25 protein-coding genes and 1 pseudogene are annotated in these 21,464 nt (G+C 58.8%); 22 read left to right on the forward strand and 4 right to left on the reverse strand.

The features are described from left to right. Positions 1-45 precede the first annotated feature (45 nt). A pseudogene (locus tag EJ077_RS16170) lies at positions 46-909 on the reverse strand (sterol desaturase family protein). Positions 910-1,237: 328 nt separating this feature from the next. Between EJ077_RS16170 and EJ077_RS16175 the strand changes: the two are divergent. After that, positions 1,238-1,471 carry a hypothetical protein gene (locus EJ077_RS16175; RefSeq protein ID WP_208695237.1) on the forward strand — a complete coding sequence of 78 codons (234 nt, stop codon included), beginning with the start codon at positions 1,238-1,240 and terminating at the stop codon, positions 1,469-1,471. A gap of 591 nt (positions 1,472-2,062) precedes the next feature. Here EJ077_RS16175 and EJ077_RS16180 read toward each other — a convergent pair. Then, the gene (locus tag EJ077_RS16180; protein ID WP_208695238.1) at positions 2,063-2,296 is read right to left on the reverse strand and encodes a hypothetical protein; all 234 of its coding nucleotides are present in this window, start codon (positions 2,294-2,296) and stop codon (positions 2,063-2,065) included. A 439-nt stretch (positions 2,297-2,735) separates the two neighbouring features. Here EJ077_RS16180 and EJ077_RS16185 point away from each other — a divergent pair, with 439 nt between their 5' ends. The 5 genes from EJ077_RS16185 (at position 2,736) to EJ077_RS16205 (ending at position 8,328) form a co-directional block, all read left to right on the forward strand. Beyond that, positions 2,736-2,936, forward strand: a complete 201-nt coding sequence (locus tag EJ077_RS16185; RefSeq protein WP_245458433.1) for a helix-turn-helix transcriptional regulator — start codon at positions 2,736-2,738, stop codon at positions 2,934-2,936. Positions 2,937-3,053: 117 nt separating this feature from the next. Further along, entirely contained in the window at positions 3,054-3,509 is a 456-nt protein-coding gene (locus EJ077_RS16190) for a hypothetical protein (RefSeq protein ID WP_208695239.1), read from the forward strand. 248 nt (positions 3,510-3,757) lie between these two features. Next, complete coding sequence (locus EJ077_RS16195) at positions 3,758-6,103, forward strand: DUF3987 domain-containing protein (RefSeq protein WP_245458434.1); 2,346 nt, start codon at positions 3,758-3,760, stop codon at positions 6,101-6,103. Positions 6,104-6,369: 266 nt separating this feature from the next. After that, on the forward strand, positions 6,370-7,065 hold the full coding sequence (locus EJ077_RS16200) for a hypothetical protein (protein ID WP_208695240.1): 696 nt from the start codon (positions 6,370-6,372) through the stop codon (positions 7,063-7,065). A gap of 216 nt (positions 7,066-7,281) precedes the next feature. Then, entirely contained in the window at positions 7,282-8,328 is a 1,047-nt protein-coding gene (locus EJ077_RS16205; protein ID WP_208695241.1) for a hypothetical protein, read from the forward strand. Positions 8,329-8,531: 203 nt separating this feature from the next. Here the strand turns inward: EJ077_RS16205 and EJ077_RS16210 are convergent, their stop codons facing one another. Beyond that, on the reverse strand, positions 8,532-8,984 hold the full coding sequence (locus EJ077_RS16210) for a hypothetical protein (protein WP_208695242.1): 453 nt from the start codon (positions 8,982-8,984) through the stop codon (positions 8,532-8,534). Between the two features lie 158 nt (positions 8,985-9,142). Next, positions 9,143-9,271, reverse strand: a complete 129-nt coding sequence (locus EJ077_RS32585; protein WP_281040172.1) for a hypothetical protein — start codon at positions 9,269-9,271, stop codon at positions 9,143-9,145. Between the two features lie 180 nt (positions 9,272-9,451). On the opposite strand from EJ077_RS32585, the gene EJ077_RS16215 reads away from it, so the two are divergent. From EJ077_RS16215 to EJ077_RS16290, 16 genes are all read left to right on the forward strand, one after another. Beyond that, positions 9,452-9,838: a hypothetical protein gene (locus EJ077_RS16215; RefSeq protein WP_208695243.1), complete on the forward strand. Its 387-nt coding sequence runs from the start codon at positions 9,452-9,454 to the stop codon at positions 9,836-9,838. A gap of 22 nt (positions 9,839-9,860) precedes the next feature. Next, on the forward strand, positions 9,861-11,708 hold the full coding sequence (locus EJ077_RS16220) for a terminase large subunit (protein ID WP_245458435.1): 1,848 nt from the start codon (positions 9,861-9,863) through the stop codon (positions 11,706-11,708). Then, positions 11,708-12,997, forward strand: a complete 1,290-nt coding sequence (locus EJ077_RS16225; protein WP_208695245.1) for a phage portal protein — start codon at positions 11,708-11,710, stop codon at positions 12,995-12,997. The genes EJ077_RS16220 and EJ077_RS16225 overlap by 1 nt, the downstream gene beginning before the upstream one ends. Further along, complete coding sequence (locus EJ077_RS16230) at positions 12,994-13,620, forward strand: HK97 family phage prohead protease (protein WP_127869494.1); 627 nt, start codon at positions 12,994-12,996, stop codon at positions 13,618-13,620. The genes EJ077_RS16225 and EJ077_RS16230 overlap by 4 nt, the downstream gene beginning before the upstream one ends. Before the next feature lie 135 nt (positions 13,621-13,755). Next, positions 13,756-15,027 carry a phage major capsid protein gene (locus EJ077_RS16235; protein WP_208695246.1) on the forward strand — a complete coding sequence of 424 codons (1,272 nt, stop codon included), beginning with the start codon at positions 13,756-13,758 and terminating at the stop codon, positions 15,025-15,027. Between the two features lie 53 nt (positions 15,028-15,080). Beyond that, positions 15,081-15,281 (forward strand): hypothetical protein, encoded by a 201-nt coding sequence (locus EJ077_RS16240; protein ID WP_208695247.1) that lies wholly within the window; start codon positions 15,081-15,083, stop codon positions 15,279-15,281. Further along, positions 15,271-15,777 carry a head-tail connector protein gene (locus EJ077_RS16245; protein WP_245458436.1) on the forward strand — a complete coding sequence of 169 codons (507 nt, stop codon included), beginning with the start codon at positions 15,271-15,273 and terminating at the stop codon, positions 15,775-15,777. Before EJ077_RS16240 ends, EJ077_RS16245 begins: the two co-directional genes overlap by 11 nt. Before the next feature lie 28 nt (positions 15,778-15,805). Next, the gene (locus EJ077_RS16250; RefSeq protein WP_208695249.1) at positions 15,806-16,213 is read left to right on the forward strand and encodes a hypothetical protein; all 408 of its coding nucleotides are present in this window, start codon (positions 15,806-15,808) and stop codon (positions 16,211-16,213) included. Beyond that, on the forward strand, positions 16,214-16,405 hold the full coding sequence (locus EJ077_RS16255) for a hypothetical protein (protein ID WP_208695250.1): 192 nt from the start codon (positions 16,214-16,216) through the stop codon (positions 16,403-16,405). It abuts the gene before it with no gap. Then, a complete protein-coding gene (locus tag EJ077_RS16260; RefSeq protein ID WP_208695251.1) occupies positions 16,375-16,761 on the forward strand; it encodes a head-tail adaptor protein in 387 nt (128 codons plus the stop codon). Before EJ077_RS16255 ends, EJ077_RS16260 begins: the two co-directional genes overlap by 31 nt. Continuing rightward, entirely contained in the window at positions 16,761-17,264 is a 504-nt protein-coding gene (locus EJ077_RS16265) for an HK97 gp10 family phage protein (protein ID WP_208695252.1), read from the forward strand. The genes EJ077_RS16260 and EJ077_RS16265 overlap by 1 nt, the downstream gene beginning before the upstream one ends. A gap of 19 nt (positions 17,265-17,283) precedes the next feature. Next, on the forward strand, positions 17,284-17,715 hold the full coding sequence (locus tag EJ077_RS16270) for a DUF3168 domain-containing protein (RefSeq protein ID WP_208695253.1): 432 nt from the start codon (positions 17,284-17,286) through the stop codon (positions 17,713-17,715). A gap of 64 nt (positions 17,716-17,779) precedes the next feature. Continuing rightward, entirely contained in the window at positions 17,780-18,214 is a 435-nt protein-coding gene (locus tag EJ077_RS16275; RefSeq protein ID WP_127869485.1) for a phage tail tube protein, read from the forward strand. Positions 18,215-18,218: 4 nt separating this feature from the next. Then, positions 18,219-18,575 (forward strand): hypothetical protein, encoded by a 357-nt coding sequence (locus tag EJ077_RS16280; RefSeq protein ID WP_208695254.1) that lies wholly within the window; start codon positions 18,219-18,221, stop codon positions 18,573-18,575. 26 nt (positions 18,576-18,601) lie between these two features. Continuing rightward, positions 18,602-18,772 (forward strand): phage tail assembly chaperone, encoded by a 171-nt coding sequence (locus tag EJ077_RS16285; protein WP_127869483.1) that lies wholly within the window; start codon positions 18,602-18,604, stop codon positions 18,770-18,772. 285 nt (positions 18,773-19,057) lie between these two features. Beyond that, positions 19,058-21,337, forward strand: a complete 2,280-nt coding sequence (locus EJ077_RS16290; protein ID WP_208695255.1) for a phage tail length tape measure family protein — start codon at positions 19,058-19,060, stop codon at positions 21,335-21,337. Positions 21,338-21,464: the final 127 nt, after the last annotated feature.

Genomic DNA, 21,464 nt, shown 5'->3' on the forward strand with positions numbered 1-21,464 from the left:
CAATTTCTGCTGCCATCAGGCGACACGACAGGGGAGATTGCAGGCCTAACGGCCGATATTGACCTCACCTGTTGCCGCTCGATCCTGGTTGTTTCGCGCCGGCTGATTTTCATGGAGGGCTTCACCGTCCGGCACTGCCCGATCCGATCGTTTCCTGCGGCGCCGCAGCGGATAGCCGATCTGTCCGAAATAGCTGGAGGGGACTGGGTCATCGACGCCATATTCTCAGGCACTTTGTTGCCAGTCGCATTGTACGTGCCGAACATCACGTCGAGGAAGGGCAACTGTCCGGCGAAGTTCTTGTCGTAGGCTTCGCGCTGGTTGGCATGGTGCCAGCGATGGAACTGCGGGCTGGCGATGAGCCACTTCAAGGGGCCGAACGGAATCCGCAAGTTCGAATGAACAAGCAGCGTGTGCCAGAAGTAGATGACGGAAAAGACAGCGATCGAGGCTTCGGAGAATCCGAGAAAAAGATCGGTGTCAGCGAAATTGCCTTCGTGACTATGGCGTCGACGGGATGAGAGTGGAATGCACCGAGCCAATCCAGTTCCTCAATGCCGTGATGAACCGCGTGGAACTTCCACAGCGCGGGATTTCGTGAAAGGCACGGTGTGCCCAATAGACACCTATGTCGGTAATCACGATGATTTCGGCGACCTGCAGCCAGATGGGCTGGCCGCCGACCGCATGCGTTACCGATCGCGGGATCAGCATTGCAGCGGCTTCGAGTGCGTTGGCCGCTATCAGGATTATCACTGCCTTTACCACGAGGCCGTTGAACAGCACGTAGATCAGGTCGACACCCAGGCCCTTGCGCAGGATCTTCTGCGGTCGCTCGGCAATCAGATGCTCGAACGGAATGAAGATCAGCGCGCAGATCAACAACCCCTTGATGCCAAAGATATCCATTCGACCGCTTTTCGCCTTGCCTTTGGCCAGCGCACCCCGCGCTTCAGCTCCCGAACAGAACCACATTTCTCCTTTCCAAAGGCTTGATGCCGGCCGCTTGTGTCGCTCCTGGCTTGTCATGTGGCAAACGCGCTCGCCGGGTGTCACATCCGTGTCGCAAGCTGGCGCTGCCTGGTCGGCGCGCGCTTGTCGAACGCAGCGCAACGCGCGTCCTCCCAGGATTAACCCCTCCGGTCCCTGCCGGCGGTTTTTCATTTCCAGAACCATATTGTCGGTCGCGAGTTGTCCTTGCTACTATGGCATTACGGTCAGCACAGGGACGCCCATGATGGACGCAAGTGAAATGAGTGCGATCGGCGACACCCTCATGCGGATCGTCACCCCCGACATATCTCCCAAACAGCTTGTCAAAGCCGCCCGGAAAGCTCACCCCAAGGCCTCGAAGAAGGATATTGCCAGAGCAGCCTTCTTCTCGATCATCGCAAACGCGGATCAGGACATCGGCAAGGCCAGGAACCTGCAGGCATTTGCCATCGCGGAGCGCGCACAGCAGTCGGACTGAGCAGGTCGCCGCTTCGCATTGTGGCTCGCCGGCACGCCTCATCGCCGCGCATATGCCGCCCGGCAGGCCGACATCACGATATCGCCCAGCCAACGGACCGACGAGTTCGTGTGCGTGATGGTCACAAATGCACTCAGCCCGATGCGTGCTTTCGAGAGCCGGAGCCATTTGTTCCGGCGACCGGCCTGATCGACGTGATGTCGTCCGGGCAGGGGAGCATCTCCAACAACGAGACAGGTCGACGTGAGGTATGCCGGGGCAGCAAGGCGGCGCTGAACATGTTCATGCGAAGCTTCGCCCCCGCCATGCCGCGACATCGCGTGCCATGGTGCTGATGGCGTCCGGCTGGGTTCGTACGGAGCTGGGAGGGCCGGATGGAAGGCTGAGCATCGAGGAAAGCGTGCCGAGCCTTGTCAACGTTCTGCTTGCCAAGAAGGGAAGCCAGGGATTGCACTATGTCGACTACCTCGGACGCACCGTCCCCTGTTAAATCCTGTCGCTATGCCTGCGCGGCGACGAGCGCCAGCTTGTCCGCGGCCACACCGAACAAATTGGTACCGCGACCGGCTGGCCGCTTCTGCATCCAGCCCTTTATTGACCTGCCGTCATGGCGATGAGCTTTCGGACCTGGACGCGCTCTACGCAGTAAGCAGGAAATTCCGGCCGGATGGCCTCCGCGCAGTCTTTCGCGGTGGCGACAGGTTCATTGAGCGGAACGTTCGATGCCTGCGTGGACGCGGATGAAAAAAGCAACGTTTGGGTGGTCAGCGCCGAGACGGCAGCGACTTGCATGAGAAGCGCGGCGAAGGCGATATTTTTGAGCATGCGCGACAACGCGCCTACCTGCTAGAACGTTCCAGTTGGTCGGGCCGCTTGGGGGCTTTCTTACTTCAACCGCCCATCTTGCGCCAGCGTCCGACGTAATTTCGGGCATTTTGGTCCCGGACTTCACCTGGTCGAAAGCGATTTTCCGGGCAGGGGTCACAGGCGTACATTGCCGTCGTTCTGGCGGAGGGAGTGTCCTTACGACCAGGTAACTAGTGCGTTGATTACAAACACGATTTTGTTACAACTTCTGAAAAGCACCCCATATCATACCCCAATGGACGGCGCGCATAAAAATAGTCCCATTTGGTTGAATGGGACTTGACATTAATCTGGTAAAGAGGTATTGGTTGCGGCTGTCTTAAGTTCACGACGCAATACGCCACACTTCGAATAATATCACTTTGCCAAAAGCTGTCAACCCCATCGGAGGAAAACTTTGGATCACTCGAACGACAACCTTCCACCGTTGCTGCTGCGCATCGGAGACGTGGAGCGAATGATTGGCCTCGGCCGCAGTTCGATTTACCGGAAGATGGAGACCGGCTTTCCTCATCCCGTCGCGCTTGGACCAGGCTCGGTGCGCTGGCGTTATGCTGATGTGAAATCGTGGGCAGACGGGCTGCAATCGGCAGCGTGACCTTTGGAAAAGGCCCGTAACCCCATACATCTACTAGCGCCCGCCGCTAGATAGTTCCAGCATCCAAACCCCAGCAACTAACTCCCGAGTGCCCGTACAAGCGGGGTGGAGATATCTTTGCGCTTCAAACCAACCTTCGAATTCACCGCCTGCCGGATCAATGCCGTTCAGTTTTGCGCCCAAGCGGATGGCCTTTCCACAATCACGATAATTTATTCGAAAGTCCGCGACCCGAACGTCGGGTGGCCACAGGAGTTTATCGGTGGTCTAGGCTTCACCTCGTGGCGTCTGCAGCGTCTTCTCAGCGCGGTCGGCATAGTTGGTGAGCTCACCGATCCTGACCAGTTGGTGGGTAGGTACTTCGCGATTAAAGATGGCGGCAGCCAACCCGACCACTTCGCCTCGCTAGAATATGCCAGCGCGTGCTTGCAGTCCGATCGCCAGGCCTTCGAAGCGGCGAAAGCCTACGCCGAAGAATGCGCAGCCGAAGAAGAAGCAGACGCGGCGATGGAAGCCTACTTAGAGACCGGCATTGAGGCGTTTTCGCGCAAGGCTGCCCGCTGTGCAGCTTGAACCGCGCATCCGATCCATCAGGGCGACGGGAGAAACCCCGTCGCCGAAAGGCTTCGCGTGTGTGGCCCGATTTGACGCCGAGATAGGCCCACACGTTGCGTTGCATGGCCTGCGGCTTGTGCAGACGCCAACCGGTGGCTTCCAGGCGTACCCGCCGGACACCCAATTCGGCATGCGCTCCGCTTCATTGGCGCCAGCGCTACGAGACCAACTCGCCATCCTTGCTGCCGCTTCCTTGGAGACACATTTTGGCGCCGATTCCCCGTCTGAAAATTAAACCTGCCTCTTCAGTCAAGACCCACGTTGAGATGCTGCACAGCTTGGCATCAGGTATCGACGGCGTACTGGTTGTCAGCGCATACGATGCGCTCGCCGCCGACACCAAGGGGACAGTCACCCACCACAGGATTGGTGACGTCGCGGGCATGGTTGACGCCATAGAGGCACACGCCGATACGCCGAACAAGAACGTGTTTACTGGTTTGCAATTGATGCGTCGCGGGCTTGCCCGTGGCTCTCGCGGCACGGAATCTGACATCGTTGCTATGTTGGGTTTGGTGGTCGACCTCGATGCTGACACTGGCAAGTCTGGTGAGATGCCGATTGAGGCAAATTATGTGCTCGAGACGTCACCTGGCAACTTTCAGCCATTTATCCTTTTCGATAAGCCTCTGGCAGCATCCGAAGCCAAGCCTTTGGCCGCCGCACTCAAGCGTGCAACGGGCTCTGACCACGGAACGGGTGACATCGCCCACGTCTGGAGAATCTCGGGGACCAAGAATTGGCCGAACCGCAAAAAGATTGAACGTGGTCGTACGCCCGATCCAGTTGGCGTCACGGTAGCGCAAGAATGGGACGGCTCGCTTACCTCAGTCGAGGAATTACGCACCGCCCTTGAGCCATGGGCAAAGGCCGCTGCTGAAGAGCGAACCGTGACCATCGGTGATGTTTTGCCGGATGCATCCGCCTTGTCTGTTCACGACAAAGCCGCCGCGGCTCTCGCTGCCAATGACGTCGGTGACCGGTCAGAACACGCGGCCCACGTCGTTGAACTGCTGGCCTTCGATGGCCATGCAGCCGAGGAGGCCATGGCCCTGTTCCTGGCTGCGTCTGGAGATTGGCTGGCGCGCTACAAGACGGAAGAAGCGGCGCGTGCCGACTTTACTCGGATGTGGGGTAAGTTCGGTCAGCCTCACGTTGACGCGCGAGCGGCGGCTGCGGAGATTGTCGCAAATCTTGGATCGAAGAAATCGGCCGCGACTCCGGAAGCTGCCAACGACAACGTTTCTGGTGCTACAGAGCCTGCTCGCAGCGTGCCAACGCCGCCCGCAATGTGCCCGGACCCATTCAGCCTAGAGAATGCTGGTGGTTTGCTTGCAGAGGTGGCTGACTGGATCACGTCGACTGCGATTATCCCGGTTGAGGAGCTGTCGCTGACCGCAGCTATCTCTCTGCTCGGCGGCATGTTCGGTGATAAAGCATTGGGGCCGACGCGAAGCGGCCTGAACCTGTACCTCGCTACCGTGATGGGCGTGGCTTCGGGAAAAGGTCATGCGCCGAAGAGCATTATTGCCTTGGCGTCGAACGCCGGCCGTCCCGGCGCGGTCACAAACGGCGATCCCACGTCTTACGCCGCCATCGAACGTATGCTGCGGAAGAATATTTCCACTGTCGTCGTCATGGACGAGTTGGGTGTGACGCTTCAGGACGTCAACAGCCGCCACAAAAACAGCGCCGCGGCTTCAATCCGCAAATTCTTGCTTACCATCTACGACCAGGCGGACACGGTATTTCATGGCCGCCAGTACGCCTCCGATGAAACGAAAAAGGACGACTCGCCACTAGTCGGCCCGGCCCTCTCGATTCTCGGTATGACGACACCCACGACACTTTACGCTGGCCTTTCTGACGATTCGTTGTCCGACGGTTTCTTGAGCAGGTTCGTCTTCATTGAGGGCGCTGGGCCTGACCAGATCGTGGCGCCCAAACTGAATCGAACCGTGAAATTACCTCGGGACCTGATTGCGAAATTGAAGCTTGCGTTCGAGAGTTTCCCGAAAGTGCCGCGTGACGGCACGCAACTCCATAACCCGAAGTATCAAATCCCCTTCGAAGGGGAAGGGGATGGCGAAGCGTACAAACGCTGGACCGAGGTGTTTGACTGGCAACATGATAGGGCCTGGTCGATACGCGAATACCACGTGAATGGTCGCGCAGCGGAAAACACCATCAGACTTGCCACCATCCGCGCAGTGAGCCGGCGACCGTCCGACCCCGTGATTACAGTTGATGATGTTGAGTGGGCATGGGCGATCGTCCACCGCTCGATCCAAGTAATAACTGACGGCGTCGAGCGGCACATGGCGGGCAGCATGGCGGAAGCGCTGCGCAAAGCTATCATCCGAGCGCTATCACAGGCCAAGGAAACGACTCTGCCCTGGTCTCAGTTGTTGCAACGCGAGGGTGTTAGCCATGCGGACAGCGAAGACGTTGCAAAGGCCCTCACATGGCTAATTGAAACAGGGAAAGTGGTGGACTTATCTGGACGCTCCAAGCCGGCCGCCCGTGCGTCCTTCAAACTTTTGGATGCGTGAAAAGTTAGCCACAACTTCAAAAGTTGCCCCCCCTAAAATGGCCTCAAAACTTTTGGAGTTTTTGGCTACTTTTGCCACCAACAAAAGTTGAGGCGGGACGAGAAAGACAAGCAATATCAATATAATAATAGAGAAAAATATATATAATATCTACTACTTTTGAACTTTTCCCATCGGTTTGGGAAACTGTTTTCTTGCCCCGTCCCCCTGTCTGTCAGAGCGTTTGGAAAAGTTCAAAAGTTCAAAAGTTGCAACGGAGGATTAAAATGGGCGAGGCAAAGCGACGTCGGGAGAGTGCGGCTCCAACTGTCTATCACCACACGAGTACACTGCGCACCAACTTGATCTGGATGGCTGGCGTCATTGAGGTGGAGGGAAAGTCACAGGGCGCGTTTCATCCAAAGCTTGGCGAGATCAAAACCGATGCCATTACCAGGAGGGCGATGAACGATTTTCCAGCGCTAGCCTGGTTCACAACCAATATCGATATCCCGAAGACGCTTACAACTGGCGCGGCCATGTTCACAGTCGATAAAACGACTGGTGAGCGAAAGGAACTCAAGGCCACATCGGATGATCTGAATGCGCTTGCCTTGAACCGCGTTGCCCTTGGCTTTCACGTCTCTGACATTCCTGTCGCCCCTTGGCGTGAGCACAAGGGTTACTCTACGGAGGAAGGCCAAGAATTGAATGAATCTGCTCGCAGTGTGGGGGACGACCCCCGCGATTGGTACGTGTCAGAAACACCGGTCGACGTCCTCCAGGCATCTGAGTTCTGGATGTCGCCGAGCGTCATAAATCCGAAGCTCCGGCGTCTGGACGCCTATATCCCTGAAATGCGGCGCATGGTGACGATGTGCCGAGAAACAAAAGGCTGCTTTATCCCGCCATCGTGGCTCAAGCCAGAAGAAGCCATGCTGCTCGCGAAGCAACTTGGCAAACCCGTTCGCCAGTTTTCCTGACGGAGTTTCGATTGCCACCCTTCAGACCCTTCCGCGCTCAAGGCGCACCAGCATGGCGCGGCCCTGCTCCAGCGATGCTGCGTGATTTCCACTTGCCGCCTGACGGCATCACCGGACTCGACCGATTCAATGCCGCAGCATCCGGTGTGTACGCCTCTACGCCGCGGCCACACTTTCCGGCCAACGATAACTGCAAATCCGAGGAGGGCGCCGATAATGCAGCAGCCTAGCCACGACGAAAAGTACCGTTCGTTTCAGACGGCACTGGCGGCCTATCTGGATCGTCCGGCCCCGAAGAAAAAGACGAACGCGAAGGCAAAGCGACTTGCTGGCGTGCTGGCTTGGCGTAACAAGCCCGAAACGGTCGAGCCAATGCAGTCGAATTGGTCGACCTCTGCCGACAACGATAACCGGCAGGATCCTGAGGCTGATCAGGAGGAGCGGACGTACTCTGTCGAACACAGGCATGAGATAACACCGAGCTTGCAGGAGATGGAGCGGTCGATCAGCACGGTCGAATGGGTAGTGCGACCGCTCGCTAGATTCGGCGGCAGTGTCGATCAGCACCTTGTGCCCGTTGCCGGTAACTTTGAAACTAAGGGTGGCCATGTCGTGCGCGTAGGCAAGTTGCGCTTCAGCGACGGCACACAGATGGAGAAGGCCCTGCGAAAGCCGCCCGCCAAGAAGGGCAAAGCCGTCGAGTTTCGGGCCGAGATGCCTGTTGGAGCTATGCTCGGCACAAGCGAGAAAGCCGCTGACGAGAAGGGCGCCCGCAAGGCAAGCTCCAAACGCTTCTTCGAAGGTGTGCTTGGCGCGCGCCATCGGTACATCGCCAGCAGCCGAAAGAAGCGCGGTGGGAGATCCTACTCGGCCGACGAATCCCGCGAGATGTTGGCGCGGGCAATCGCGAACACGCCAACCATACCGCCCGCGACCGTGTATGAATCGGGCATAGCAAGCGGGAGTCGCGACGTCGGCGAGTTGTTCATCGGAATGAAGAAGACCACCTGCGCAGGCGGCGGAGCCATCTCGTGGGTCGACCTATACACGGCGCAGCGAAATAAGGAGACGTGGAAAGAGGCCGCCAAGGAACTGTCTCGGGAAGACACCGCCGTGCTCGACGCGGCTATGACCGCCAGAAACTATGGGGATATCGGTGCTGCACTTGGACATACTGGCGCCTATGCGGCCAAGGTTGGGAGGCAACGCCTGCAGGCTGCGAACGACAATCTCGTCGCCGCCGTGAAAAAAGTTGCGGCCTGAAGGTCGGATTTGCCCGGCTCGTCACCCTTACAAACTGTACAGCGGTTACGGCCGCCCCGGCGTCACTTGTTGAACGCCGGGTAACTCTTTATTGCCGCTGGCGCCTCTTAACGGGCGACGACGGCATTTCGCTTAACCGTTTAGCGGCGCGGGCGTGTGCAACCCCGCATGACGGTCGGCGCGGTGCAAGGCCGCGGACCAATTTACCACCTGTAGAGATCGTGCCCTATTGCCACTACCGCCACGAAAAGCAGCACAAACGAAATGATCATTGGACCCGCAGTGAGCCAAAGATAGGTGCGAAACGCGCCCTCCGTTTTCTTCTCCCAGTGCCGAGTATTTACCTCTTCAAGGGCGTAATACGAGAAAAAATTAGAAAACATCGATAGAATGAAGCCATAACAGAATACTGCGCAAAATACATTGGCGTTCGCAAGCTTAGCGTTCTGATTTTGACTTATAATTTGCAGAGATGCGACAACGGCGGCGCCGTGCGCAATCAATAATGCGCGAGACGCACTTGCAAGTCGTTCGATCGATCCCCTTGTTTTTGATGCGATCTCCTCATAGGCAACCTTAAACGCCTCTGGCCTGAGCAATATCTTCTTTATCTCGTCGTCCATTTCCTCAATGGGCACGGTGTCATCTTCACTCATATCAGCACCCCCAATTAGCTAAAGTCGATGTTATGCAGCCGATAGCGCGAAGTCTATCGACGCACACGGGCCGCTCGCAAGAAGCCACAGAATATCGCCGCCTCTATGCAACCGCTCAATGGCGCCGCCTACGCCTCGCCAAGCTAGCGCAGGATCCACTATGCCAGTGGTGTCTCGAGCGCGAGATAGTCGAGCCCGCGACCGAGGTGCACCACGCGGTCGCCCATCGCGGCGATGTAGCCAGGTTCTGGACCGGCCCATTCGTCTCGACGTGCAAACCATGCCATTCGAGCCGCGGGCAGCGCGAAGACCTCGGGCTGACTGTGATCCGGTTCGACCCGTCTGGCTGGCCGACGTGACAGGGTAGGGGGTGCCTCAGGCCTGGCGGACACCGCCTCTTAGTAACCGGTGCATCCCCAAAGCGCACGCATCCACAATTGAGAATATGACCATGATGAGGGATTGACGTGGCCAGGCCAAGAACACCTCGCGCCAAAGCGGCGGTTGAGGCCAGCGACAAGAAGAACCCGCAGCGATTTGCGGCGCGCAAAGAGCCGAAGACAAATGGTCCGCTTGGCGTTCCGCCGAAATGGATCGCCGATACGGACACCAGCAAGGCCAAATCGGCTTGGCAGCTTTTTGCCAAAGAGCTGCCCTGGTTGAACGAGTCGCATCGCACGCTGATTGGGATGGCGGCGAATATTCAGGGTCGGATTATGGCGGGGCAGGAAGTCGGCGTGCAGGCCATGAACCTGCTGCGCCAGATGCTTGGCCAGATGGGCGCTACGCCGGCCGACGCGACAAAGATCTCGGTGGCTGATGACGAAGAGGACGCTGACGACTTGCTCGACTGACGCCGCCCCTGCGCTGGCGCGTGTGAATGCCTACGCCGAGGCTGTTCTTGCCGGTGAGATTGTCGCTGGCCCGCATGTTCGGAATGCCTGCAGACGTCACCTCGATGACCTCGCCAACGGCGCAGAGCGCGGACTGTGGTTCGACGATGCCGCTGCTGTGCGCGTCTTCCGGTTTTTCGAGGAGCGGCTAAAGCTCTCCGAGGGCCAGTTCGAGGGCAAACCGTTCACGCTGGCTCCGTCGCAGGCTTTCAAGCTTGGCTCGCTCTTCGGTTGGAAGAGAGCGGATGGCACACGCCGTTTCCGACGCGCCTACATCGAGGAAGGCAAGGGAAACGGCAAGTCGCCATTTGCTGGCGGTGTCGGACTCTACGGTCTGATGGCCGACAACGAAGCAGGCGCGCAGATCTATGCGGCAGCGGCGAAAAAAGAACAGGCAGCCATCCTGTTCCAAGATGCTGTGAAGATGGTTCGCGCCGCTCCGGCGTTGAAGTCGCGACTAAAATTCAGTGGCGGTCTCGGGCGTGAGTACAATGTCGCGCACCATCGTTCCGGGTCATTCTTCCGACCGATTTCGAAGGACAGCGGCAAATCGGGCAGCGGACCACGACCGCATTTCGCCCTGGCAGACGAGGTGCATGAGCATCCCGATCGCTCCACGATGGAGATGCTGGAGCGCGGGTTCAAATTCCGGCGCCAACCGCTCCTGCTAATGATTACGAATTCCGGCAGCGACCGGAATACGGTTTGCTGGGAAGAGCACGAGCACGCCGTTCGAGTTGCCGCCGGCACCAGGGAGCCCGACGATGACTTCACCTATGTTGGTGAGGTGCTGGACGACACCACGTTCGCATATGTCTGTGCGCTGGATAAAGATGATGATCCGCTCGAGGATCCGGCGTGCTGGGTGAAGGCGAACCCGCTGCTCGGCACGATCCTGACCGATGAATACTTGGCTGGCGTTGTGGCGCAGGCGAAGCAAATCCCTGGCAAGCTGAACGGTATCCTTCGTCTCCATTTCTGCCGTTGGACCGACGCTGATAAGGCGTGGATGCCGCGCGCGACCGTCGAAGCCGTCATGGACGACTTCGATCCCGAAGAAGAGCACGCAGAGGCGCCGCTTTTCTTGGGTGCCGACCTCTCGGCGAGCAAAGACTTGACCGTGCTGGCGTGTGTTGTGCCGACTGGTCACAAGGACATGCAGCGAGACGATGGCACGGTCGTTAGCTTGCCGATGTTCGACGCTTGGGTGGAAGCCTGGACGCCAGGCGACACGCTGAAGGCGCGCGTACTGGCCGACAAACAGCCTTATGATTTGTGGGTGCAGGGCGGTTGGCTGAATGCACCGCCGGGTTCACGCATTCGGTTCGATTTCGTAGCCGCGCGTGTGCAGCAACTCGACCAGATTTTCGATATCCAGGCGATCGCTTACGACAAATACGCCTACGCCAAATTCCGCGAGGAAGTCGAAGCGCTTGGCGTAGAGGTTGAGCACATAGCGCACCCGCAAGGCGGCAAGGTTCGCGCCAGGCCAAGCGAAAACAAGGTGGAAGCCGCAAAGGCAGCAGGCGAGGCGCCTCCGTTGGGCTTGTGGATGCCCGGGTCCGTTTCTGCTCTGGAAGACATGATCATCGACGGCCGCATTCGGTTGCGGCGCAGTCCGGTGTTGATGACCGCGCTCATGGGCGCCGCATTTGATCGAGACCCGCAGGACAACCGTTGGTTCGTGAAATCGAAGGCCTCGGTACGCATTGATGCTGCCGTGGCCCTTTGTATCGCGATCGGCGCTGCGGTGGACGGCGGGTCGACCGCAGCGCAACCCACATCACCGTGGGATGATCCCGAATATTCACTCATGAAGGAGGCGGCTTGATGTGGCCATTTAGCCGCGAAAACCGAGCAGAATCGGTCATTAATGTCGCAGAAACACGCGATTCCATCGAAAACCAGAACATTCCGGTAAGTGCCGAAAATTTCTTGGCATATTTCGGCATCCAGTCGCTCAATCTGCCCGCCGTTACGATCGACAGCGCCCTGGCCGTACCGTCTGTGTGGGCCGCTGTGGCGTTTCTGTCGCGCACTCTGGCTGCATTGCCACTGCACGCTTACCGCGACACCAAGGACGGCCCTAAGCAACTTACAGGCAAGCTACAGGCGGTTGTGCACGACGCTCCAAACCCGGAGCAAGGTTCCTTCAAGTTCCGCCAGTGGTTTTGGCAGCAGGTGTTTACGGGCGGCCGAGGCCTGGCATGGATTGAGCGCACGCCGCAGGGCGTAGACTCTATCTGGCCTATGGATCCGACGAGGACGACGATCCAGAGGCGAGGTGGTAGAGTTGTCTATCAGTTCGGCGACTCAGCGCATCCGGTCAAGGAATACTCAGCCGAAGACGTCATCGACGTTCCATTCATGCTGTGGCATGATGGCCTGAGGCACTACGGGCCGATCACCATGGGGTCCAAGGCAATTCAGCTTGCCTTGGCCATGAATGATTACGGCTCGAATTTCTTTGCTGGCGGTGGCGTACCTCCGCTAGCGCTGACCGGCCCGCTGCCTGCTGGCAAAGACGCAATGCAGCGCGCTCAGGCCGACATCAAGCGGTCTGTCGACGCAGCGAAGAACGCAAACGAGGCGGTTTTCCCGATTCCGCCTGGCTACGAGCTTAAGCCGGTCGGCATCGACCCGGCAAAAGGGCAGATGATCGAAGCCCGTCGCTTCCAAGTGGAAGAGATTGCCCGCATCTATCAGTTGCCGAAGGTGTTCCTGCAGGATCTTATCGGCGCAACGTTTAGCAACACCGAGCAGCAAAACCTGATGCTGGTTCAGCATCTTGTTGGCCAGTGGGCCGAGGCTTTCGAGGACGAATTGAACCTCAAGCTGTTCGGTCGCAACGGCGCCGGCGGGAAGTACGTTTCCCACAACCTTGATGGCATCCTTCGCGGTGATTTCGTCACACGCATGACCGGCTTGGCACAGGGCGTGCAGAACGGACTAATCACGCCGAACGAAGGCCGCGCGCTGGACAATCGCCCGGCAATGCCGAACGGCGACGCATTGTACATCCAAGGTGCCACAGTTGCGCTTGGTAGCAATGTTGCCAAGTCTGTTGCGCCGCCTGCGAACGACAACAATGCTACAGACAGTGGGGCTGCTGCCGCATGACGAACGATATTGAACGGCGCGGCGGGCTGCTTGGTGTTGAAGCCCGCGCCGCGGACGGCAAGCGCACCCTTGTTGGGTATGCCGCCGTCTGGAATTCAGACACGACTATTGGCGACTATTTCGTTGAGCGCATCGCGCCTGGCGCCTTCAGTAAGGCGATCGGCGGCGACATCCTAGCGTTATACGATCACGACATGGGCCGAGTTTTGGGGCGCACTCGCTCTAAGACGCTGCGCTTGTCTGAGGATGCCAAAGGTCTGGCCGTAGAAATCGACGTACCCGATACGAGCGACGGCAATGATCTTTGGACGCTCGTCGAGCGCGGCGATGTTTCAGGCATGTCATTCGCGTTCCGCGCAACGAAACAAGAGTGGGATGACACTCAAGAGCCTCCGCACCGCACCATTCTCGAGGCTGAGCTTTACGAAGTGACGGCCACGGCAAACCCGGCATATCCGGACACCACTTTGGCGGCGCGCTCGCTAGAGGCTGCGCGCGAAGAGGTCGAGCGCCACAAGAAAGACGCTGAAAAGCGGACTGCAGATGCTACCGCTGCAGCCAGGCGAGTTGCCGAAAGGCGCGCCTCCATGGAGCAAAAGATCCGAGGCATCCAAATCGCCTGACGGGCGATCAGCGGACGCTTCGTAGTCACCCTCGGCAAGCCGAGGAGGGCGGCACGTCCGCCATTTCAACCCAAGACTGCCCGCTAGCGCCGCCAAAAGCCGCGCAAGGGCTTCCTATTGCCAAAAGGCTAGACAATGACTCTCAGGGAAATGCAGGAAAAGCGCGGCCAACTGGTCACGCAGGCGCGCGAAGCGCTCAACGAAATCAAGAAGAACACCGACCCGGCCCGCGCCGCCGAGCTTGAAGCTCGCCACGACTCCGTCATGGCCGATTTTGACAAGGTCGAGAAGGATATCGAGCGCGAGCAGCGCATGTCCGCGGCCGAAGATCGCATCGCTCGCGCGGCCGAGGAAGAGCGCAAGGCCAAGCGCCCGACTGGCGGCGATACCGAGCAGCGTGGCCGGGCCGAAGGCGACAAGCCGGAATACCGCTCGGTGTTCTACAAATTCCTCGCCAGTGGCGCCTCCCTCGACGCGCTCGACGCTGAGGAGCGCAACGTACTGCGCGAAGGCGTGCAGGACATTGAAAAGCGTATCCAGACCGCAGGCTCGAATTCGGCCGGCGGCTATACCGTTCCGGTCGAACTTCAGAACATGCTCGTCCGCGCGATGAAGGCGTGGGGCCCGATGTATGATGGCAACATCGTCAGCGAACTGAACACCACTTCAGGCAATGCTCTGCCGATCCCGACAACCGACGACACCGCAAACACGGGCGTTGCTGGCACGGAAGGCGTTGCGCTGACCGACGACGGTTCGGCTGATGCGGCGTTTGGCCAGAAGCAGCTCGAGGCATACGACTACAACACCAAGTTCGTGAAGTTCTCCTGGCAGCTGGCGCAGGACAGCATCTTCTCGGTCGAGGCGCTGCTCGGTGACCTGCTGGGCGAGCGCCTTGGCCGCCTTGCCAACGCACAGCTCACGACTGGCACCGGCACCAACGCCCCGAACGGCATTGTCACCGCCTCGACCCTTGGCAAGACGGCTGCGTCGGCCACTGCAATCGCCTCGGACGAACTGATTGACCTGCTGCACTCGGTAGACCCGGCTTACCGCCAGTCGCCGAAAGTGGGGTGGATGTTCAACGACAAGACTCTGGCGGCCATCCGCAAGCTGAAGGACGGTCAGGGCAACTACCTCTGGCAGATGGGCGACATTACCAAGGGTCAGCCGGCAGCCCTGCTGGACCATAAATATAACATCAACCAGGCCGTGGCCGATATTGCCACTGGCGCCAAGGCTGTGATCTTCGGTGACCTCGGCAAATTCTGGGTGCGCAAGGTGGGAAGCCCTGTAATTGGGGTACTCCGAGAAAGATTCTGGCCCGACTTGGGGATCGCCGGCTTGATCCGTTTCGACGGAGAGTTGCTCGACGCGGCCGCGGTCAAACACCTGAAGTTGGCCTAATCTGGAACAGCGGGCCGGCTATTGGCTGGCCCGCCTCCTTGTTTGGAGGCGACATGCTTTTGAAGATGCTTACCGGCCTTTCGGGGCCACTGTTCAGTCTAGCGCCCGGCGATGAGTATGATTTTGAAGACGCCGAGGCAGAGCGCCTTAAGGCTGCAGAGTTCGCTGTTGACGCCGACCCCAAGGAACCGGTCAAGGGCAAGAAGGGTAGGGGCGATGTGGTACCAGCCAGCGGTAACAGTAGTGCCGACTGATGAGCCGGTAACGGTCGCAGAAGCCAAGCGTCATGTGCGCGCTGTCGACTTCGATGATGATGACGAGTGCCTGGCGTCCCTGATCGCAGTTGCACGCAACCATGTCGAAAAGTACTGCGGCGTGTATCTGGCGTCGCAGACGGTAGAGGTGAAGGCGGATGATTGGTGCGATTTCGCGCACCTTCCGGTTGGGCCTGTGACGTCGATTACCTCGATTGCCTACGTGGATGCCGACGGCGACGCTCAAACGCTTGACGACACTGTCTACGAACACCGCGGCGACGCCATTGTGGTGAAGTATGGGCAGACCTGGCCGTCTATCCAGCCGCGCTCGCTGATTACCCTTACGGCGGTGATTGGCACAGAAGATGTGCCGCCTGCTGTTAAGCACGCGATGCTTATCCGCTTGGCCGATCTCTACGAAACTCGCGAGACGGCTGACGAGTCCGGCTGGACGACGTTCGACTCGCTACTCAGCAACCACCGATATTACTAACCGCGGCTAGGCCGCCAAGGAGGCCGCATTGACGGCACTAGTTATCACGGCAGCCAATGTCGCTGCCGGCGCTAATTCCACGCGCGAAAACGGCACCGCCGGCGCTTCAATCACTGCGGGCCAGGTTGTGTACAAAGCCGCGGACGGCACGTACAAGCTTGCCGACACCAACGACGCCTCGGCGGTTGTGCGCAAGCCTCGCGGCATTGCGCTGCACGCGGCGTCTGCTGGCCAGCCGCTTGCCGTACATCTGAGTGGCCCAATTACGATCGGCGCTACCGTGACGCCTGGCGTCGCGTACTATCTCGGCGGCACGCCCGGCGCGATTGTTCCCGTTGCCGACCTTACGACCGGCGACCACCCTGCCTTGCTCGGCCTGGCCGCTAGTGCGACCGTCATCAATATCGACATTCAGGCGCCAGACGCGGCTCTGTAAATGTGGGTGCGGTTTGTCGCCGACTACGAGTATCGGCAGCCCAATTTCACCATCGACTACAAGGCCGGCATGGAATGCAACGTGACGCGCAATTGCGCCGCTCTTGCTATCGATGCCGGCAGGGCTGAGCCGATAAGCAGAAGCCGCAAGGAGCCGGAAACATGGCAAAGCGATCAGGAGCCGGCGCCTTAAATTGTCGCGTGACTTTCCAGCGCCGCGATGTGGTGCAGGACGAGTACGGCAACGACGTCACAGGCGAACTTGCCGACGTGTTTTCGATATCGGCACGGCTTGCGCCGCAGTTCAATGGCAGGCTTAGCGTTGAAGGCGTCACAGCCGCCCGCCTAGCCGCCTTGCAGCCGTATAACCTTACGGTGCGCAGTTGTGCCGATACGCGTGCCGTGCGTGCTGACTGGCGCGTCTATGACGCGCGAAAAGGTAAGGTGGACGGCAAACCTCTGCGATTCTGGAATATCAAGACAATCGTTAATCCGGATGAGCGCGGCCAGTACATTGAATTGCTGGTGATAGAAGGCGAGGCCAGCTAATGGCAATGAAGGCCACCATCATCGGCCGCGAGGCTCTGCAGCGTCGACTAGACGAACTTGTGCCCGAAGCATCAGCAGCTGCAGCGAAAGCCAAGCTTGAGGTTGCTCGAGAAGCCGCCAATCGCATTGCGGCACGCGCACCGGTTGGCGCTACTGGAGTTCTAAAGGACAGCATCATCGGCGCGCGCCAGGCTGACATGCCAGGAGCAAAAGCGATCGGGAACAAGCCCTCCAAGGATCCTGATGCGACTGGCGTCTATGCTGACTTCACGTGGAAGTTCGTAGAACACGGCACCGCGCCGCACAAAATAACCGGACGCAATGGCAAAAACCTTGTGTTTACCGCGAGTGACGGCACTCGAGTTTCGACGCCGTCAGTCAACCATCCGGGTTCGCGCGCACAGCCTTTCGTCTTCTACACATGGAAGGCGTACCGCAAAGCCGCCAAGGCCAAGATAGCGCGAGCCATCGGCAAAGCCGTCAAGGCGTCAATGGGGCAGTAAAAACCCATAAGGAGCGAATATGGCCGCACCGGCACATGAACTTGTCGGCGTTGCCACGGCTCGCCTTAAGGCATACGCAGCGCTCACCGCACTGGTCCCGTCTGCCAAGATTTTCTACCGTCCGCCTGCGTCTTTCACGCCGCCTTATGTGACTGTGGATGACGTATCGACCCGCCGTGACGACATGCAGTGCGTTACGGGAATAATCGCCAGCCTTACAATCCATGTCTGGACTGACGATAGCAATCCGCTGCCAGGCGGCGGTGGTGCGCTACAGGACGCAAGGGCGATAGCGTGGGAAGTCGCCAACGCATTGCATCACTATCCGTTGGCGCTTCCCAATAACCGGCTGGTAACGCTCGCGCATACCGGCGAGCGGGTATTCTACGACGCTGATGGCACAACTGGCCATGCAGTCGTGGATTTCGAGGCGGAAATCGAAGCCGCATAGCGCGACACAGCAACCAAACTCAACAACTGCCCGCTTGGCGGGCTTTATCTTTATGGAGCCTACCATGGCAGTTACTCCCGGCCAGCAGACTGGTCGTCTTTTGCTCATCCAGATCGGCGACGGCGGCGGTCCCGAGACTTTTACGAATCTCTGCGGTCTTATGACCCGCAGTTTCAACCTGTCGGCCAACGATGTCGACACGACTGTCGTTGATTGCGATAATCCTGGAAACACGCCTCAGAAGACTGGCGTTCCCGGCATCCTGAATCGCACCTTCACCGGTTCTGGCAAGTACGTTGCTGGTGCCAATCAGACGGCGTTCATGGCCTACGTGGTTGCTGGCTCGACATTCAATGCCAAGGTCATTGTGCCTGGCCTCGGCACATTTACTGGCCCTTGGTACGTTACCAATTTTGAGCTGGGCGGGGATGTTGAAGGGACTATGACCTTCAACGCAACCTTCAACGCGGGCGGCGCACTGTCGTTTGTTGCGGAGTAATTGAATGACTACAGAGGAGAAGCCGTTTCCGTTGGAAGTCAACGGTGCGCGCGGCGAGGTACCGCTCTGGGTCGGCAATACGCCACTTGCTATTGCCGCCACTATGGCTGGCCTGGCTGCCGTCTCGACGCGGCTTGAGTGCAAGTCGCTGAACGATTTGTTTCAGCGACTCTCTGGCGTTGAGGCCGCGGCTACCATGGCCGCCATCGATCTGCTTACCGTCCGCGGTGACAGGGGTGCGGCCATTGATGCGCTTAAGCTTAAGCACTTCAAGGCGTGCTCGGATGCGTTCGCGCTCGCGCTGTCGCACCACTTCGATGGTGAGCAAAAAAACGACCAAGCCGCGCCGGCAGCGGGGTAGAAAAGCCGTTCCCTTGGCGAAATTGGATGAAGGGCGCATTTGGCGCCCTTCAGTGGACACCGGAGACCTTTTGGCGCTCGACGCTCACCGAGTACATGCTAGCGATTGACGGCTTTAACGAGCTTAACGACGGCGGCAAAAGGGACAATGGTCCGAGCGACGACGATTTGGCGACGCTATTGGCCAAATATGGTTGAGCCTAAAGATACGGGCGTGCCGCCTCGGCGAATTGCTTGTCGTGATCTGCGCAATTCTGGACGTATTCAGCAGTGCTGTGCTCGGTAAGAGGCGCATTCGCCGGCTCATAGCCTGCCTTGAAGGCACGTAGGTCGCTTAGGCGACCGGCGCAATAGGCTGCGTCGTAGGGGGCGGCCGGTGGCTCATTTGCGCCTGCGTAGATCGCCGCAACCGCAACTGCCGCGCCCGCAAGTATCCCGATTTGCCATTTCCACATAACTGTCCCGTGTCAAGAAGGTTTCTAGATGACCGATAGAACCGACGACCTTCTTATTAGTGTAAGTACCGATCTTTCTACCATCAAGAGGCAGTTAAAGCAACTCGGCCAAGATGTGGGCCAGGCAACCTCTGGAGTGCAGAGGCAATTCGATGCCATGGGTAAAGGCATCGATGCGTCGATGACGCCAATTCAGAAGCGCATCAACGCCATGGTTGGCCTGCCTGTCGGGCCAAGGCTTAAGGAATGGCAGGGCGCACTCTCTGGCGTTGAGGGCGGTTCAAAGATTACCGCTAACCAGCTTTTGAACCTGTCGCGACAAGGCAACGACGTCATCACGATGTTCGCGCTTGGCGCCAAGCCGATGCAGATTTTCGCATCGCAGGCCGGTCAAATTTTCGACGCACTGCAAAGCGGACCTGCTGGTGTCATGGGGTCGATCAAGGCCCTTGGCGAAGGCGCCATTGGTCTTGCCACCAAGTTCCCGCTGGTTACCGCTGCGGTTGCGGCGGCAGGCGTTGCATTCATCGCGTATGAGGCTGTCGGCGGATCGAACCTCAAGACTCTTGACGAGATCACCAAGACGCACGAGGGCAACATCAAGTTGCTTGGCGATGCGTGGGATGAGGCGTCCGCCAAGAAGAAGAATTACGCCGCGCTGTCGGTGAATTCCGTTGTCGCGCTGAACGAAAAGGACGTCCAGAACGCAAAAGATCTGCTTTCCGCGCAGATCAAAGGCATTTTGGATCAACTTTACAAGACGATCGGCGCGGGCGGCGGCAACCAGTTCGCGCTTTCCAAGTCGCTTATATCGACGTTTGAGCCGTTCAGGCAGGCGATTGAAGACCTGGCGCGCACCAGCGACGTCAAGACGTTCATCAGCCAGATTGACCAGATCGCCGAGGTGAATCCTAAGCTTTCGTCAACGCGCGATGAGCTTAAGGCGTTGGCGTTGGAGGCGGCCAACACGGCGGCTGCGATTCCGGGGTTGAGCCAGCCTGTCGATGAGATGGGCGACACGATTGACAAGTTCAATCGCGCGATGGCCTCGGTGACGTCTGAGCCGCTGCAAAAGACGCTGCAGGACATCTTCAACGACGCCAAAGACGGCAAGTCGAGTATTGATGAAATCAATGCAGCCATTGCTGCGCTTGAGCAGGCAAATCCTAGTTTTGCTGGCATACTTCAGGGCTTGCGCAATATCGCCATTGAGGCGCGCGGCGCATCGCAGGCTGTAGCCGACGCCTACGCTAAGGCGGCCGGCAGTTCTCCGAATGGCCGCGTTTACAATCCGCTCGGCGCACAGGTCGACGACGCGATCGCGCGCGGCGCGAATATCATTCCGACGCCTGCACCAAATCGCGAAGACCTCGGCGCCGAATACGACAAGGCGGTTGCGGCGGCACAGCGCAAAGCCGACGCAGCAGCCAGGCGAGCCAACAGGGCGCAGCCAAAGACTGCCGACGATCGCTTTGCAGAGGACTTGCAGTCGATCCGCGACCGCACTGCAGCGCTGACTGAGGAGTATAATTCGCTCGGCCTGTCGTATGAGGCGCAAACCAAGCGCAAGACGGCACTCGACCTCGAGCAGCAAGCATTGAAACAGGTCCGCGAGGAGGCCCGCAAGAAGGGCGACACGGACTGGCAGAACGCGCAGCTCACGCCTGACCAAATTGCCAAGATCGACGCCGTTTCCGAAGCCTACGCTCGGCAATCTGACGAACTGCGCAAAGCGCAAGAAATGTACGACCTGCAAAAGGACGTCATCAAGGGCGCGTTTGATGATCTGCGTTCGGCACTGGACGACGGCAAGCTGGATTGGCAGGACTTCGGCAAGATCGCCGAAGGCGTTCTCGATAAGATCATCGACAAGATCGAGAATGATTTGGTCGACGCCATCATGCAAGCCTCATCAAGCGGCGGTGGCGGTGGCGGCTGGCTTGGCAGTATCTTGGGCGCCGTTACTGGCGGCGGCGGTGGCAGCGACCCCGGCATTATCGGAGCGCTTGGCCTGCGCGCCAATGGCGGCCCGGTTACGGCTGGCCAGCCTTATATTGTTGGCGAGAAGAGGGCCGAACTGTTCATCCCGAGCACGAACGGCACGATTGTACCGCAGGTGCCAAGCATCCAATCTGGGGGTGGATCCTCGCAATCCAACGTCATCACCTTCGCCCCAACCATCCAGATGCAGGGTGGAGGCAAGGACGCTGGCGAGCAGGTGACTGCTGCGCTGAAGAAGTTCGAGAAGGAATTCACGCCGCGGGTTGTCAAGTCGCTGCGTGAGGCAAAAACGAGGGGGATGGCATGACAATAAACCTACCCGCCGTCCCCTTTATGCCAGCCTATCCGCAACTTGTGGAGTCGGTCTCGGTATCCCGTAGCGGCACGCGCGCAATGTCGTTTGTCGAGTATGCAGATGCGTATTGGACAATCCA

It is taken from the genome of Mesorhizobium sp. M8A.F.Ca.ET.057.01.1.1 (assembly GCF_003952565.1).
Classification (GTDB): domain Bacteria; phylum Pseudomonadota; class Alphaproteobacteria; order Rhizobiales; family Rhizobiaceae; genus Mesorhizobium.